Below are 14,151 nucleotides of genomic sequence, written 5' to 3' on the forward strand. Positions count from 1 at the left end.
ATTTTGGGCTAACTTCCGGGGAAGAGACTATTTTGTATTAATCAAAGCGCCGAATGATCTCTGACCGCTTCTTCGAGAGCTGATTTCAGACTCAAAAAGCGTTCGTCTATCCCTCGCGGGTCGTCGCGATTGAGCGCGATCATCGCTGCCCGCGCCTCGCCTCCGCGGATCATCTCAAGGGCGTCCATTTCGATCGCTTCAACAATTGCTTCTGCAACTGCAGAGGCGGGCTCGCGTGCAAACCCGAGCTCTGGGCCTGCGCGGTTCGAAGCCATCATTGGGGTATCGGTTCCGCCAGGGTAGGCCGTCAGGACATGGATACCTTCACCCTTCAGCTCGCGCCGGAGTGACTCTCCGAAGCGAGAAAGCCCCGCCTTCACCCCGGCATAAGTCGCATAGAAAGGGGCGCCGACAAGGGCGAGGCCGGAGGCGATATTGACAACCATGGCATCGCCGCTGGCGCGCAGCACAGGAAGCGCCGCCCTTGTCAAAAGAATTGGTGCGACGAGATCGACTGCGACCATCGCCAGTATGTCGGCCTCCGACGTGTCCTCGATCCGGCCGGCTCGAACACCCCCCGCATTGTTTATGAGGATGTCCAGTCCGCCGAGCCTCTCGATCGAGTGTTCAAGCGTTGCTTCTCGCCCCTCTGCGGTGGCAACGTCCGCGGCGACGCCAAATATGGCATCACCACCGGCCAGCGCTCTCAGGGCATCCGCCAACTTTTCGGGCTGACGACCAGTGACGACTAGCCGAGCTTCCTTTGCGTGGAGAGCACGCGCGGTAGCCAGCCCTATACCGCTCGAACCGCCTGTGATCAGGACGCGCTTACCTTCGATCTTCATGGTCTCGCTCTCAAGCAGCAGGAGGGTAGTTGGAAGGAAAGAGTGCGCGCTTTGACTCTTCGTCGCTCACGGTTTTGAACTCGTGCTCCTTCCCGACTGCACGCGCGCGAGCGACTGCCGGACGGGCTTCGATGGCGTCGAACCAGCGCTTGATATTGGGGAACGGCGCCAGGGGATTGTCAGCATTGGCAAGAACTCTCGGCGCGCGGCCTAGCCAACCCCATGCGGAGATGTCCGCAATTGTGAAATCCGTTCCTACAATGTGCTCTCGGCCAGCCAAATGCTCATCCAGCACCTTGTAGTGACGCTCAACCTCGCGCCGGTAGCGGTTGACGGCATAAGGCAGCTTCTCGGGGGCTGCGTGCTGGAAATGAACCGCCTGCCCTGAAAAGGGACCAACGCCTGAGGCGACGAACAGCAGCCATGAAAGGAGCTCCGCACGATCCTCCGAGGCTCCGAGAAAGCGTCCCGTCTTTTCTGCGAGGTAGATGAGGATTGCGGTCGAGTCGAAGACCCGCGTCTCCTTTCCTCCCAGTCCCTCTGTATCGACGATGGCAGGCACTTTGCCGTTCGGGTTGATGGCACGAAAGCTGTCGGTGTGCTGCTCGCCCTTGCTCGTGTCGATCGGAATCGTCTCGTAAGGCAAGCCTGCCTCCTCGAGGAACAGCGCGATTTTCGCCGGGTTCGGTGTTGGGTGATAGTAGAAGCGGATCATTCGGTTCTCCTTAGATTGAAGGGGGCGCGTGTACGGCTGCAGCAGAGGCGGGCCTTGCAGACAGCAGAGCGCCAGCAACGATGACAAGGATGGCGGCTGCCTCTGCTGCAGTTGGGATCTCGCCGAGGACGGGGATGGCGAGCCCGGATGCGACCGCCGGCAACAGCGCGATGATTGATGTTGCTGCAGCGGCGCCGAGTTGCTCGACTGAGCGGTTGAACGTGACGATGGCGACGCCGCTCATCAGAATGCCCTGATAGGCGATCTGAAAAGCAATCTCGCTCGCCGACGCGAACCTGAAATGACTGAGGCCGAGAAGCAGGTAGGCAGGCACGAAAATGGCCGACGACCAAACGCAAATCACCGCGGCTGACTGTATCGCGGTGAGCCCGCTCTTACGGAAACGCAGAGTGTAGGAGGCCCACATCGCCGCAGCCACGACGAGTGCGAGGAGTCCGCCGATATTGGTCGACCCTCTAAGAGCTGCTCCAGATGCAACCAGGCCAGCCAACCCGATGCAGATGGTCGCGTATCCGAGCCATCGTCTCAGGCCCTGACTCTCACGCAGAAACAGCCATGCGAACAATCCAGCAAAAACGGGCATCAAAGTTGGGGCGATCGACGCAGCTTGAGCGGCCGATGTGAGTTGAAGCCCCAGAGCTACCAACAAGACAAACGGAGCGCCCCATAGAAGGGCAAACAGAAATCCTTCACGCCATGCGGCCGGAGGTAAACGAGACTTGTGGCGCAGCAGTACTGGCGCAAATAGCAGTGCTCCGACACCGAAACGTAAGGCCGTGATATCCCAGATCTGAAGGTTCCGGGTCACGCTAAACCTGGTTACGACGAACCAACCGGAAAAGATCAACAGCGATGCGCAGGCCCAGATAAGCCCTTCGGCTCGTTTCCACGCCAGGCTTAGCTCGGGCGCGGCTGAAGCGAGTCGATCTGGTCGGCAGTTGGCGCTCGGTGCAGGCGTCATGGCAATTTGTACATGTTGAAGATCGCCCGCATTCCATCTGAGTTTGCGGCAACGGCTTCTGTGAACCGTGGAATCAGGCCGTTGATGGGAATGGTTCGGATCAAGCGCAAAGGCCTTGTCGTTGCATTTTATATCAGTCGATCTAAAATGCACAAAGCAGGCGGTTATGGCAAGGTGTCTTGAATCGGCGAGTCAATGGAAGCTGGGATGGCGAGACCAAGAGAGTTTGACGAAGCTGAGGCGCTCGATGCGGCGATCCAGTGCTTCTGGTCGCGCGGCTACGAGGCGACCTCGGTACGAGATCTTGCTGCAAGCATGGGAATCACGGGCGCCAGCCTTTACAACGCATTTGGCGACAAGCGGTCTTTGTACGAAAAAGCCCTGGCGCTGTACGTGGATACTAGCGTTGCCGATCGTATCTTGCGGTGCGAGGGCCAGGGGCCGCGCCAGGCGATCGAGGGCTTTTTTGCAGAGATATTGGAACGGTCGCTTGGAGATCCTCAGCGCCGAGGCTGCATGCTGGTTAATGCGGCACTCGACGTTTTGCCACAGGACCCTCGATTCCAAGGTATCGTCGCGGGCGTTCTGCGTCAGATTGAGAGCTTCTTTCTCCGGGCTGTCGAAGCCGGGCAAATTGAAGGGACAATCACACGTTCAGTGCCAGCCACTGACGTCGCCCAACATCTTCTCGGCGTTCTGATGGGAGTTAGAGTGCTCGCGCGAGTACGCCCCGAACGGGCGCTACTTGAAGGTATAGTACGGACGGCGTTCACCATTTTTAACAGAACTGAAGATCGATCTGAACGCGTTGGCAGTTAGTCGAAATCGTGTCTCTTGGATCCTTCGCGATTGAAACGCTTGTGCTGCACCGACCGTTGTGTGCGGACAAACAGAAAGCAAAGGCAGGATTGTAGAACGCCGGGAGTTCCACGGCATTACAGCCATTTTGTTTTCGGAGTGATTCAATCAGGGTTGACCTCCGGAATCGCGACTGCAATCGCCAGCGCCTCAGCTCTAAGTGACGCTCACTTTTTGGCTTTTTGGCTTCGTTCATGCTGTTGGCATGGGTGGCCATGCTGCCAATTGTTATTCTTGCTGCCCCATTCATACGAAAACGAACCAACCTCCTTACACGCTAGGAGCACATGTGAGCGTGCTTCCAGTGTCGTGGGTGGCTCAGCCCGGATGTGCGGGAACAGCCATCATGTCATGCCCGACGGGACGGAAGTCGTGGCTATACGCTTTTGGGCTGCGACGCTGAATGTTTTCGCAAACAATTGGCCTGTCGGGGGGCTGCAGTCCTTCGCTGCATAAGCGGCCCTGCGCTCGAACTGAGCCGCTTCAAGGAATCCAGGCGGCCCCGTCGTGCATCAAGGTCGTCCGCGATTTTTTCGAGGAATTGCCTTCGGCCTGCGGGATAAGGCTTTTTTAAAACGATCGATCTAAAACGAGGAAATCCGAATGTGCTCGGGTGACTGGGGCGTGTTCGCTGAACGTCGATCGAAAATTGGATATCAGATGTCCCTGTTGCGCCAACACCACTCGCTTAAGACGGAGATGCTGGCGCTGTTCGCCGTCATCCTCGGCATGGTTATCGCCGCGGGCGTCATCGTGCAGCGCAGCCACTCTCTATTGATAGCGGGAGCGCGCGATGCGGTTTGGGAAGCTTCAACACCGCCGTCGCAAGTCTTCAGCGTCGTAAATGGCCTGGGAGCCATCCGCGAGTATCTCGGCTTCGCGTTGCATGGCGATGAATTCGACATCGCTGCCGTTCGAAAGTTCGAAGCCGATAGTAAGTCAATTTGGTCCGAGCTCGCGGCCCTGTCGGCTTTTTTTCCGCCTGCCGTCATGGCCGAGGTGGAAATCGCGACCAAGCGATTTGAATCCTATCACAGTTCGTATTCGAAGACTGCCGAACTGATAGCTGCCGGAAAATTGGACGCCGCACGGGAAAATTACTACGGATCTGAGGCGAGAGCATTTAGAGAAATTGGCCCGCAGGCTACCAAGCTTCTAAGCGTGATGAGTGCCCGAATCATGCAGGAGAGCGACCGTCTGGAGGCGACCGCCGCTAGCAGTACAATCCAACTGATTACAATTGCCGCAGCAATGATCGGCTTGATGGTCGCGGGTGGCCTGATGGTTGTTGTTCGATTGTTGGGGCCGCTTGCTACATTAAATCGAGCAATCATTCGTTTGTCTCGAAATGAGTTTGGGCAAGAGGTTCCCGCCAACAGCGGGATCAAAGAAATTGCTGATATGGCTGCGTCGTTCAAGATACTGGAAGCTGCGCTCGTCGAGCGTCAGAACTTGGAGGTAGAGAATAAGCTGGCACGCCAAACTGATGAGCAGCGATCAATGGCCATTGCTGCAGCGGCTCGCTCCGTCCAGGCCGTCGTTTCCAGCGCTTCACGAGGCGAGTTTGGAGACAGAGCCAAGGCGGCGGCCGGGTTAGGAGAGCTGTCCATGATCGTCGATGGCTTGAACCAGGTTTGCCAGAGCACAGGAGAATTCCTGGATGAACTCTACCGTTGTGCGACCGGTCTCGCGTCCGGAGATCTCAGCCAGCGATTCAATGCTGCGTTCGAGGGGCGGTACGCGACCGTCGCATGCGGCCTGGACGCGGCGATGCGTGATCTTGGCGCCACGATTCAAGAAGCTAAGGCGACATCCGAGAAAACAGCCACGAGGGCGGGCGAAATCAAGCGTTTGGCGGAAGATATTGCCGAACGCTCGGAGAGCCAGGCTGTCACGATAGAGCAACTAAATTTGGCGGTAACGGCCTTCGCAAGCGGTGTAGCTGCTACCGCAGATGCCGCGCAGGGCCTGGTTGAAACAGCACAAACTGCGTCTCACAGCGCGAGTGCTGGATCCCGGCTGGCTTCCGATGCTCTTGCAGCTATGGCCACGATAGAGGCCTCTTCACAGCGTGTTGGAGAGGTTGCCGGCGTAATCAACTCGATCGCTCTTCAGACGAATTTGCTAGCACTGAATGCGTCGGTCGAAGCTGCTCGTGCAGGCGAGCACGGCAAGGGATTTGCCGTGGTAGCGGCAGAGATCCGCCGTCTTGCGATCCAGGTTGCCGAGGCTTCGCGATCAGTGCGTGTTATGGCCGCCGACACGCAGGTGCAGGTAGGAGAGAGCAGCGATAAAGTACGACAGGCTGCGACAGCTCTTACGGGGATAGCCTCAATCGTTCAGTCGATGAACGGTGTCGTCATTGATATCGCAGACGCTGCAAATGAGCAGGCGAATGCGGTGAATCAAATTGGTAACTCCGTAAGAAGCCTTGACGAAATTAAGCAGAAAAATATGGCCTCTTCTGAGGCTAACGCCGCTGTTGCGAGTAATCTTCTGTCTTCGGCCACCGAATTGGCCGAAAAAATGCAGCGATTTTCTACGGGAGAATTTGCGATATCCGCCAATTTGACAGAATAGGCGGTGTCGCCGGTTTGCATGGGCCCTTACGTTGATTGCCCTAGGGCGCGAGCTCATTAATCCAGCTTCAGCCGCGGAAACAGCTATGAATACCTCGCTGGAAAAGCTGGCTAGCCTCGCACCGCACTCCTGAATGCCGCCGAAAGCGCGGAGAGCGCATCGCGCGGCCGGCCGTCCTTGACTCTGGAGTGAAGCAGAACTGGCAAACGAGGCAAATCAGGCAGCCCAAGCTTGGGGCCTACGTCAACCGCTCCAAATGGCAGCATTCGCGCGGCCAATGCCGCAACGCCGAGTCCTGCCGTGACAGCCGCGGCGACTGCCGTAACGCCGCCGCCGACGAAAATTTCGGTCCAGGATATGCCTGCCGCGTCGAGGAGCTGCCCGGCCATCACACGCACGCCGCAGGGTTCGGCAAGAGTGGCAAGCGGAAGTGGCTCGTCAGCGCGATGCTGCCAGCTGGGTGCTGCGAACCAGCCGAATTTTTCTTCGGTTAGAATTTCGCCGTCGCTCCGCCCAGCGTGCAGGCGGACGATCACCGTATCGAGCTCCCGCCGATCAAAGCTTTGAAGCAAGTCGCCCGATGATCCGATCCGGATTTCGATTAACAATTGTGGATCTTGCGCGTTCATGCGCGCGATCAGCGCAGGGAGCTCCGGCCCAGCGACATGGTCGCTGATGCCGATGGTGAGGCGCTGCCGGGCCCCGGCAAATACGGTGAGCGCGCGATCGTGGACCTCCAAGAGCTCACGAGCGTGTTCCAGGAAGGCTGCGCCCTGCGCCGAGAGCTGGACGTACCGGGGCGTCCGTTCGACGAGCCGGCAGCCGAGCCTCTCTTCGAGCCGTTTTAGCTTCAAGCTGACCGCAGCCTGAGTTGTTCGCATAGCGTCAGCTGCGTGTGTGAAGCTGCCTAGCTCGGCGATGTGGATGAATGCCTGGACAGCATCCAAGTCGAGAGGTCGGTTGATCATTTCCGGGCCTTATCACTGATATCAATTTCCATAGCGTATCAAAATATCGCTCAGGATGTAATGTTAATCCACCTGGAACAGAAAGGATCCGCAATGCCACTCGTACATATCTCAATGCGCACAGGAAAATCGGAGTCTTATCGGCAATCGATATTTGACAACATCTACCGCGCCATGCATGAAACGTTCAGCGTTCCGGAAGATGACCAGTTCATGACCATTAGCGAGCATGACGTTGCCACTTTTCGCTACGGAAGATCATATCTTGGCATCGCCCGGAGCGACGATTTGGTGTACATCCAGATCACAGCGAACAACACACGCACAGTGGAACAGAAGAAGGCGCTTTTCCATCGGATCGCGGAGCTGCTGGGCAAGAGCCCTGGAATCCGACCTGAAGACGTGTTCGTGAGCCTCGTCGAGGTCGTGAAAGAGAACTGGTCACTTGGCAACGGCCTCGCGCAGTACGCTTGAGAAGACCTGACTGAGCACCATGGTCAGCGAGAGAACAGGTTCTGAAAATCTCTGCAGCAAGAATAGGTGGATTCCTGACTGAGCGCAGCATGACGGCTGTGATCAGGAGCGGGCACGCCCGAACCGCTGTGTGATCTTCGAGTTGACGCTGGGGCCAGCGGCGCAAAATGCGAGAACTCGTCGACGGAGCTGGCAAAGCACGTCCACGTTCATGCGAATCCGATTGTGCAATGGTTTGGACGGCCAACGAAGAGTGCGCGGGCGACTTGGGTTCCAAGGCGGAGTCGGAGGCGGCCGCGCCTGCGGCGTCGCATGCCAAGTTCAAGGAACTGGGCCAAGCCGGGGAGTGGATTGCTGACCGGTTCGCTCGCAAAGGCCAGCCTTCTGGGATGTAAGGCAAAGATTGGGTCGCCTTCATGGCTTATTGCTTAGGCGGTGGGCTTGGGATGGCTCAATCGTCGTTCAACTCGTCCCGTGCGGCGCCACGATAATCGGTGAAGCAGTGGCCTCCGGTGCAGATGATCTGGATGACTTTGGGCGGCTTGCCGGCGCATTCGGCTTCGTAGAGCAAGGCTCTGCCAATCGGCGGCAGCGCCTTGAGCTTCGCATTCACACACCTCGCATCAAAGAGGGCGCGCTGCAGATCACCGTCGTCGGCACGAGCGTGGTCGGTAAGTAGTGCCAAGATTGTCGAAACAGCGGCGGTTCCGACTGCGATATACGGGATCTTTACTGCGCTCGATAGGCGCGTGATTGCTCTGTCTCGTGCTGCTTCGCATTCGACGTCGAGCGCCGAGAATTTCGCTGGCACCCCGTCGTGACCAACGATTTCCTGGGCATCGTCATCGCATAGGATTCCGTCTTGCCCGTGATGAATCTGATCGCCCGTGACGGCGATGATGTCGACTGCCAGAAAATAGGCAAGTACAAGCGACGCGATGACAATCGGAAAGCTGATCATTCTATATATTGTCACCTTGTCTTCGGAGGGCGGCGCCGGTTCTTCGCCTTGGTATTGTGAAGTAGTGGACTCTTTGAAGATGTGGCAGCTGATGCTCAGGGGATTTCTTACTGGCGTTCTTCGCCAAGCTGCATCGAGCAGGCGGTCACAAAGCGTCAACAGCTTAAGTGATCTGGTCGCGTTTAGACGATAGTGGCCGGAGCAAGGGGGGCTCTGCTCCGGCCTATCGTATCGTCAGGTCACGCTCTTAACCCGACGATACAACTCAATCAGTTGCCCTTGGGCAACCTATTCAGGAAGTCCAGCGAAGCGGACGCGATCTCGTCCAAATGTGTTTCGAGCGCGAAGTGGCCGGCGTCGTAAAGATGCACCTCTGCCTTAGGCAGTTGAGCCTTGAAGAACTCGACGCCTTCGAGCCTGAAGAACGGGTCGTTCTTGCCCCACACGATGAGCGTTTTGGGCTGCCGCCGCTTGAGGTACTCCTGCCAGGCAGGGTACTGAGCGACATTGTCCTGGTAGTTGAACAGCATCTCCACCTGAAGTTCGGCGTTCCCTGGACGATCCAGGTTTGCCTGGTCATGGATCCACGCATCCGGTGAGAGCCGCTCCGCGCGCGTTGACCCATGCACGTACTGGAACTTTGTCGTCTCTGGCGTGAGCATGGCCCTGACAGGCGCCTCGGTCTCGCTGTTTCGCTTCTGCCAGAACGGGGCAAACTGCTTGACCACGTCGGGGTTCCAGCCGTCGACATTCGCGACGGCGTTCTGGATGATCAGCGCTTTGACCTTGTCGGGATGCTTGATGGCGAGCCGGAACCCGATCGGCCCCCCGTAATCCTGCATGAACAGGACATACGATTTGGCGCCCACCGCGTCGGTGAAGCCATCCACGATATCTGCCAGGGCCGCAAACGTGTACGGGAACTCGCGAAGTGAAGGGGCCGAGCTGTTGCCAAAGCCGGGATAGTCGGGGGCGATAACGCGGTAGTTTGACGCGAGCTGAGGGATCAGGTTGCGGAACATATGCGAAGAGGAAGGGAATCCGTGCAGGAGCAGCACAACCGGACCGTCCTTCGGGCCAGCCTCTCTATAGGCGATGTCCAGGCCGTTCACCTTTACGGTTTTTGAAAGAACCTTGGCGGCTGCGACCGCTGGCGCCGCGGCGACGGCTTCGGGAAGCGGCATGATTTGAGTTCCTATGATTGCGGCCGCGGTTAGAACGCCACGGCGGGTGGGGTGGGTCATGAGAAAACCTATGTAACCTTTGAAAGTGATTTTGAGTGGTATCTCTTGATATGAAACCTGTAAAGAGATATTTGTCAGGTTACGAAAATGTGATCGTCGCGAACGAGGCCCGAAATGTCCGCAGACCGGCGACCACGCCCAATGGCAGGCAAAGACACGGCACCCAAGGGAGAGGAATTTAGGGACGGGATGCCATTTGTCGGAGGCCGGCTCTGGATCGACCTACTCAATACGACGCCACTAGACGCGGCTCAGCGGACGATCGATCTGATCGGCACGCCCGATGGCCTTGCGGCATGGATCGCTGCGGCAGGCTTGGAGTTCTCCGCTACGGCCGAGAGCGAAGATGCACTTCGAGCCTTGCGTCGAACGTTGCGGTCAGAATTTGAAGTGCTGCGGGCTGGTGAGCCTGTCTCGGACGCTACAATTGCTCAAATCAACGCTCTGTTGCGTCACGTTCATGTCTCCCTCTGCCTGACGCGTAGCCAAGGGGGAGTGAAGGTAGTTGAGGTGATTGCTGCGGACCCAGCGGGTTATGTCGCGGAGGATTTTTCCCGGTTCGTATGCGACTTTGAACCGGCGCGGCTGAAGCATTGCTCCAGTCCGACCTGCTCAATGGTTTTTTATGATGCAGGCAAGAACAACACACGCCGGTGGTGCACGATGAGCGTTTGTGGCAATCGTGATAAAGTGGCTCGATTTAGATCGCGAAAGGCGGCAAAGGGTTAGCCAGAATGCCGAAATGGGCTGTCTGTAGGCTACTCCGAGTGAGCGGGTGAACGGTAGTCGGACACTGAGACATGGAGCGGGCAGTCCACGCATGCGTCTCCATCGCACAGTCGGCAGATGCGTAACTTGTGCTCATCATCGCGCGAAACGGCGCGAAGAAGTTCTTCCAGAGCGCGCGTCAACCCAACCTGATCCTTGGAGCTCAATTGCTCGACGAGCCCGAGAACCACAGTTTCTCGCTCGGCGAGAATGCCATGGCGGGTGCGCGCTCCTGCGGCCGTTAGATATAAGGCAACTGCGCGTCCATCTTTCGAACACTGTCGCCGTTCGACGAGGCCATCTTCGACTAGTCGGTCAATAAGTCGAACGGAGCCGGGATGGGATAGCGCGAGGAGGCGGCGCAAGGCTTCATTCGAAAGGCCTGGTTGGTGACCAAGAGCTACCAGTGCGGCCGGAGACTCGCCTGAACGCCCCGCAATGCGCTCAGCTGCGCCTCGCATTTCGTCGTGAAGTGCCAGAACTGCTGCACCAAGCAGGTTGGCGGTTCTTTTGGGATCGTTCATGCGGAGATTATGTATCTCACGCACCTAATTCGCAATGCTGGCGCGGTCGCCGGAATTTGAGCCACGCGAGAAGGAACGCGTGACCTCGATCCAAATTTGCAAAAGCGTGTCGGGCTGATGCTCGATATCTCCGAGGCTGCGACTGCCGGCGAGGATAGGGGAGCGTCTATCCCCACTCCCCCATCACTCGCGGTCGAGCATGCTCCTCGTCACCTGCCAATCGGATCAGATGCCTTCGGATTGCTGGCCACCTGTGTTTTCAGCTATGTCCCGTATGCCAAGATGGTTTCCATGCTTAGGAGCACGGACGGCGTACCAGTGCCGTCCGGCATTTTCACCTCGCGCGGTGCGATTACCGATAGATCTTTTCCTGCGGTTCGACCTTGGGCCAATTTCCGTTGGCCTTCGCGACGTTCTCAGTAACCTTCTTCTGAAAACTGTCACGCTTATCTACGCTGAAGTTCACGTACAGCTTTCCATCGTTTATGGCAAAAGCGTAGGGATCAATGTCCGCTTTCGCTCCGGCTGCGACCGCAAATGCACAGAAGCCACCATACTGAGGGAGATATTTATCAGGCGACTTCTTAAATAGCGCGAGATTAGCAGCGCTATGGAACTCGTAAGTGACCCCCTTGTATTGATAAGTGATCTCGGGGTCCCCTTTCAATGGCCTCTTCTGTACGAAATAGGCAACAGGATCGAAGCCGTGCAATGCGACGCCATCGACCTGATTGATCGAATCAGCCGCGATAGCGGCGACTGCAGAGGCGCCTGTCAACGCGGCCGCGCAGGCAAGCGTCCGCATCGTTTTCATGAAGTTCATTCGTCTTCTCCTTGCAGGCAAATGATACATGCGTGCCGCACGCACATTCAATTGAAGGTCGACTTCGTCAATTCACGACTGCGAGAGGCGGCCTCTGGAAGCCGAGATTGAGCTCGTGCGCTGACCATGCGGGAGCGCCCGAGGTCACGTTCCAGGTCTTATGCCAGCAGCACGACTTTGCCTGTCGTTGCGCGCGTCTCGATGGCACGATGTGCATCGCCCGCGTTGGCGAGCGGGAAAGAACCGCCAACCGTGACTCTCAACTCACCCTTGACAGCCAGGTCGAAGAGCTCGCGAAGGTCGTTGGCCAGGATTTCGGGCGTAAGCAGAGGCACCAACGCCATGCCGCTCAAGGACTGGTTGTTGAAGATCAGGCTCAGAAGCTCAGGAACCCCAAGCTGGAACGCTTGTATGTTTAGAGCTCCATAGATGACGATCCTGCCCAGAGGAGCAAGAGCACGCAGGCTGGCCTTTGTGACGTCACCGCCGACCGACTCGTAGATGATGTCGGGCCCGCCAGGGACGCGATCGCGGATTTTTTCAGCCCAGTCAGTTTGCGTGTAGTCGATGACGAAATCGGCGCCCAGAGATCTGGCAAAGTCGCGCTTGTCAGGGGTGCTGGCGGCCGCGATGATCGCCCTTGCCCCGGCACGTTTGGCTAACTGGACGAGCAGTGAACCAACCCCGCCAGCCGCAGCGTTGACAAGAATAGACTTACCAGCAGGGGGCGCTTGGCGAACAAGATGAAGTGCCGTCAGGCCTTGCACCATGAGAGCGGTCGCTTCTCCAAAGTTCAGCTCACTGGGAATTGGAACAGCGTAGTTTGCGTCGATGACCGCATAGTCGGCGTAACCGCCAAAATGCGCCCCCGCCGCAAAAGCGGCTGCTGCGACGCGTTCACCAATCACGATACCGGAAACGCCAGCCCCCACGGCTTCGACCGTGCCTGAGTACTCCGATCCAAGGATCGAAGGCAGCGGAGGTGTCATCGCGTAGCGGTCCTGGCGCATTAACGTGTCGGCGAAGTTCACACCTGCAGCGTGAATGCGCACGAGAATCTGGCCAGTGCCTGGTGTCGGAGGTTGGACCTCGACCATTTCGAGAACTTCGGGGCCGCCGAAGCGGCTCAACTGTATAGCTCTCATCACTCGTCTCCTATCGTGGACGGTTGCAGAGCGCTGAACTATCTGTATGGTCGAATGGAAATCTACACACCGATTTGTGCCATACAGACCAAAAGGTAACTATGGTCGATCCCATGAAGCGCCTGCCCATTCTGCCCGCGGAGAGGGCACTGAAGATCATCGCCGGGCGCTGGAAAGCGATCATTCTCTATCACCTCTACGAGGGCCCTCGTCGTCTGTCAGAGCTACGCAAGCTCGTTCCCGACATCAGTCAGAAAGTGCTGATCCAGCAGCTTCGGGAAATGGAAGAACACCAGTTGGTCCGACGCGAGATTTTCAGGCAGGTTCCGCCGCGGGTCGACTACTCCGCCACAACGTTGGGACGAAGCCTCGAGCCAGTGCTTTTGGCGCTGTGCGATTGGGGGCGGATGCATGCTGCCGAGCTCGACGAGGTGGATCGCCTTGTCGACTGCGCACGGTTTGAGCGAGCGAACAGTGGTCCGATCGCCAAGGTGGGTGAGGCGATCGTCAGCACGGCTTAGCGCCGGTCGGCCGCGATCATGTGACTTGCACAGGTATTGATCTGATGGGCTTCGCCTCTTGAGAGATTGCGGGCTCAAGGTGCATTGGAAAATTCGGTGCGTGCTGCGGCAGCCCTTCATGCGCGGCGCCGTTGCGAAAGGACGCAGCGGTGATGATTCAAGATCCCGTTGACTGGTCCAAGTTGCCGATTCCGATCGACGACGGGCGCGCTTCCCATCTGGAGGGCGCCGAGCTCCCCTCCATAGAGTTGCGTGCGACAGATGGACGTGCTGTCGATCTGTCGCAGTTGGCCGGGATGGCGATTGTCTATGCTTATCCCTTGACTACGAAGCCGGGAACGCCTGCACCGGATGACTGGGATGTAATTCCCGGCGCGCGTGGTTGCACGCCCCAGTCTTGTTCGTTCCGCGACCATTTCGTCGAGTTTGACGAGTTGGAGGTTGGCCACATCTTCGGCTTGTCGACGCAGGACACGCCCTATCAGCAGGAGGCTGTCAGTCGTCTTCATCTGCCTTTCGCCTTGCTTTCGGACGAGAGCCTGCAGCTTGCTATGGCGTTGCGCCTTCCCACTTTCGAGGTGTCAGGGATGACGCTTTTGAGCCGCCTTACGATGGTGATCCCCAAAGGCCGTATCCTCAAGGTCTTCTATCCGGTTTTTCCACCGGACCGCAGTGCGTCGGACGTTGCCAATTGGCTTCGATCACACCAAGCATAGGCTCTCTGGTTCGCCTAAGGCGATGTA

At 57.7% G+C, this 14,151-nt stretch carries 16 protein-coding genes and 1 pseudogene; 8 read left to right on the forward strand and 9 right to left on the reverse strand.

Annotated features, from left to right (window positions below; genetic code table 11):
- Positions 1-41: 41 nt before the first annotated feature.
- Genes CYD53_RS15120 through CYD53_RS15130 form a run of 3 tightly spaced genes read right to left on the reverse strand, consistent with a single transcriptional unit; the run spans position 42 to position 2,542 of the window.
- Positions 42-845, reverse strand: coding sequence for an SDR family NAD(P)-dependent oxidoreductase (locus CYD53_RS15120; RefSeq protein WP_103718928.1), 804 nt, complete (start codon positions 843-845; stop codon positions 42-44).
- A gap of 10 nt (positions 846-855) precedes the next feature.
- Positions 856-1,560 (reverse strand): glutathione S-transferase family protein, encoded by a 705-nt coding sequence (locus CYD53_RS15125; protein ID WP_103718929.1) that lies wholly within the window; start codon positions 1,558-1,560, stop codon positions 856-858.
- Between the two features lie 10 nt (positions 1,561-1,570).
- A complete protein-coding gene (locus CYD53_RS15130) occupies positions 1,571-2,542 on the reverse strand; it encodes a DMT family transporter (protein WP_103718930.1) in 972 nt (323 codons plus the stop codon).
- A gap of 12 nt (positions 2,543-2,554) precedes the next feature.
- Between CYD53_RS15130 and CYD53_RS30320 the strand changes: the two genes are divergently transcribed.
- From CYD53_RS30320 to CYD53_RS15145, 3 genes are all read left to right on the forward strand, one after another.
- On the forward strand, positions 2,555-2,725 hold the full coding sequence (locus CYD53_RS30320) for a hypothetical protein (protein ID WP_181011879.1): 171 nt from the start codon (positions 2,555-2,557) through the stop codon (positions 2,723-2,725).
- Between the two features lie 24 nt (positions 2,726-2,749).
- On the forward strand, positions 2,750-3,361 hold the full coding sequence (locus CYD53_RS15135; RefSeq protein ID WP_103718931.1) for a TetR/AcrR family transcriptional regulator: 612 nt from the start codon (positions 2,750-2,752) through the stop codon (positions 3,359-3,361).
- Positions 3,362-4,060: 699 nt separating this feature from the next.
- Positions 4,061-5,980, forward strand: coding sequence for a methyl-accepting chemotaxis protein (locus tag CYD53_RS15145; RefSeq protein WP_181011880.1), 1,920 nt, complete (start codon positions 4,061-4,063; stop codon positions 5,978-5,980).
- A 110-nt stretch (positions 5,981-6,090) separates the two neighbouring features.
- Here CYD53_RS15145 and CYD53_RS15150 read toward each other — a convergent pair whose 3' ends face one another.
- A complete protein-coding gene (locus tag CYD53_RS15150; RefSeq protein WP_103718933.1) occupies positions 6,091-6,948 on the reverse strand; it encodes a LysR family transcriptional regulator in 858 nt (285 codons plus the stop codon).
- 93 nt (positions 6,949-7,041) lie between these two features.
- Here CYD53_RS15150 and CYD53_RS15155 point away from each other — a divergent pair, with 93 nt between their 5' ends.
- Positions 7,042-7,422, forward strand: coding sequence for a tautomerase family protein (locus CYD53_RS15155; RefSeq protein ID WP_103719074.1), 381 nt, complete (start codon positions 7,042-7,044; stop codon positions 7,420-7,422).
- 451 nt (positions 7,423-7,873) lie between these two features.
- Here CYD53_RS15155 and CYD53_RS15160 read toward each other — a convergent pair whose 3' ends face one another.
- Positions 7,874-8,383, reverse strand: a complete 510-nt coding sequence (locus CYD53_RS15160; protein ID WP_103718934.1) for a hypothetical protein — start codon at positions 8,381-8,383, stop codon at positions 7,874-7,876.
- A gap of 269 nt (positions 8,384-8,652) precedes the next feature.
- Positions 8,653-9,567: an alpha/beta fold hydrolase gene (locus tag CYD53_RS15165; RefSeq protein WP_103719075.1), complete on the reverse strand. Its 915-nt coding sequence runs from the start codon at positions 9,565-9,567 to the stop codon at positions 8,653-8,655.
- 201 nt (positions 9,568-9,768) lie between these two features.
- On the opposite strand from CYD53_RS15165, the gene CYD53_RS15170 reads away from it, so the two are divergent.
- Both CYD53_RS15170 and CYD53_RS30740 read left to right on the forward strand, forming a co-directional pair.
- The gene (locus CYD53_RS15170) at positions 9,769-10,356 is read left to right on the forward strand and encodes a CGNR zinc finger domain-containing protein (RefSeq protein WP_181011881.1); all 588 of its coding nucleotides are present in this window, start codon (positions 9,769-9,771) and stop codon (positions 10,354-10,356) included.
- 128 nt (positions 10,357-10,484) lie between these two features.
- On the forward strand, positions 10,485-10,640 hold the full coding sequence (locus CYD53_RS30740) for a hypothetical protein (protein WP_245928252.1): 156 nt from the start codon (positions 10,485-10,487) through the stop codon (positions 10,638-10,640).
- 21 nt (positions 10,641-10,661) lie between these two features.
- Here the strand turns inward: CYD53_RS30740 and CYD53_RS31015 are convergent.
- From CYD53_RS31015 to CYD53_RS15185, 3 genes and pseudogenes are all read right to left on the reverse strand, one after another.
- Positions 10,662-10,919 (reverse strand): annotated as a pseudogene (locus CYD53_RS31015) (MarR family transcriptional regulator); the annotation flags it as partial.
- A gap of 352 nt (positions 10,920-11,271) precedes the next feature.
- Entirely contained in the window at positions 11,272-11,742 is a 471-nt protein-coding gene (locus CYD53_RS15180; RefSeq protein ID WP_103718937.1) for a YHS domain-containing (seleno)protein, read from the reverse strand.
- Between the two features lie 158 nt (positions 11,743-11,900).
- On the reverse strand, positions 11,901-12,887 hold the full coding sequence (locus tag CYD53_RS15185) for a quinone oxidoreductase family protein (RefSeq protein WP_103718938.1): 987 nt from the start codon (positions 12,885-12,887) through the stop codon (positions 11,901-11,903).
- A 113-nt stretch (positions 12,888-13,000) separates the two neighbouring features.
- On the opposite strand from CYD53_RS15185, the gene CYD53_RS15190 reads away from it, so the two are divergent.
- Together CYD53_RS15190 and CYD53_RS15195 are read left to right on the forward strand one after the other, a co-directional pair.
- Positions 13,001-13,408, forward strand: coding sequence for a winged helix-turn-helix transcriptional regulator (locus tag CYD53_RS15190; RefSeq protein WP_425428305.1), 408 nt, complete (start codon positions 13,001-13,003; stop codon positions 13,406-13,408).
- A 152-nt stretch (positions 13,409-13,560) separates the two neighbouring features.
- Positions 13,561-14,124: a peroxiredoxin gene (locus CYD53_RS15195; protein WP_103718940.1), complete on the forward strand. Its 564-nt coding sequence runs from the start codon at positions 13,561-13,563 to the stop codon at positions 14,122-14,124.
- The last annotated feature ends 27 nt before the right edge of the window (positions 14,125-14,151 follow it).

Source organism: Allobosea psychrotolerans (assembly GCF_002917105.1).
Classification (GTDB): Bacteria; Pseudomonadota; Alphaproteobacteria; order Rhizobiales; family Beijerinckiaceae; genus Allobosea; species Allobosea psychrotolerans.

What these genes read in the sequence shown, in the direction of transcription:
- CYD53_RS15120 (WP_103718928.1), bottom strand. Translation starts at nt 845, where the DNA reads ATGAAGATCGAAGGTAAGCGCGTCCTGATCACAGGCGGTTCGAGCGGT.
- CYD53_RS15125 (WP_103718929.1), bottom strand. Translation starts at nt 1,560, where the DNA reads ATGATCCGCTTCTACTATCACCCAACACCGAACCCGGCGAAAATCGCG.
- CYD53_RS15130 (WP_103718930.1), bottom strand. Translation starts at nt 2,542, where the DNA reads ATGACGCCTGCACCGAGCGCCAACTGCCGACCAGATCGACTCGCTTCA.
- CYD53_RS30320 (WP_181011879.1), top strand. Translation starts at nt 2,555, where the DNA reads ATGTTGAAGATCGCCCGCATTCCATCTGAGTTTGCGGCAACGGCTTCT.
- CYD53_RS15135 (WP_103718931.1), top strand. Translation starts at nt 2,750, where the DNA reads ATGGCGAGACCAAGAGAGTTTGACGAAGCTGAGGCGCTCGATGCGGCG.
- CYD53_RS15145 (WP_181011880.1), top strand. Translation starts at nt 4,061, where the DNA reads ATGTCCCTGTTGCGCCAACACCACTCGCTTAAGACGGAGATGCTGGCG.
- CYD53_RS15150 (WP_103718933.1), bottom strand. Translation starts at nt 6,948, where the DNA reads ATGATCAACCGACCTCTCGACTTGGATGCTGTCCAGGCATTCATCCAC.
- CYD53_RS15155 (WP_103719074.1), top strand. Translation starts at nt 7,042, where the DNA reads ATGCCACTCGTACATATCTCAATGCGCACAGGAAAATCGGAGTCTTAT.
- CYD53_RS15160 (WP_103718934.1), bottom strand. Translation starts at nt 8,383, where the DNA reads ATGATCAGCTTTCCGATTGTCATCGCGTCGCTTGTACTTGCCTATTTT.
- CYD53_RS15165 (WP_103719075.1), bottom strand. Translation starts at nt 9,567, where the DNA reads ATGCCGCTTCCCGAAGCCGTCGCCGCGGCGCCAGCGGTCGCAGCCGCC.
- CYD53_RS15170 (WP_181011881.1), top strand. Translation starts at nt 9,769, where the DNA reads ATGGCAGGCAAAGACACGGCACCCAAGGGAGAGGAATTTAGGGACGGG.
- CYD53_RS15180 (WP_103718937.1), bottom strand. Translation starts at nt 11,742, where the DNA reads ATGAACTTCATGAAAACGATGCGGACGCTTGCCTGCGCGGCCGCGTTG.
- CYD53_RS15185 (WP_103718938.1), bottom strand. Translation starts at nt 12,887, where the DNA reads ATGAGAGCTATACAGTTGAGCCGCTTCGGCGGCCCCGAAGTTCTCGAA.
- CYD53_RS15190 (WP_425428305.1), top strand. Translation starts at nt 13,001, where the DNA reads ATGAAGCGCCTGCCCATTCTGCCCGCGGAGAGGGCACTGAAGATCATC.
- CYD53_RS15195 (WP_103718940.1), top strand. Translation starts at nt 13,561, where the DNA reads ATGATTCAAGATCCCGTTGACTGGTCCAAGTTGCCGATTCCGATCGAC.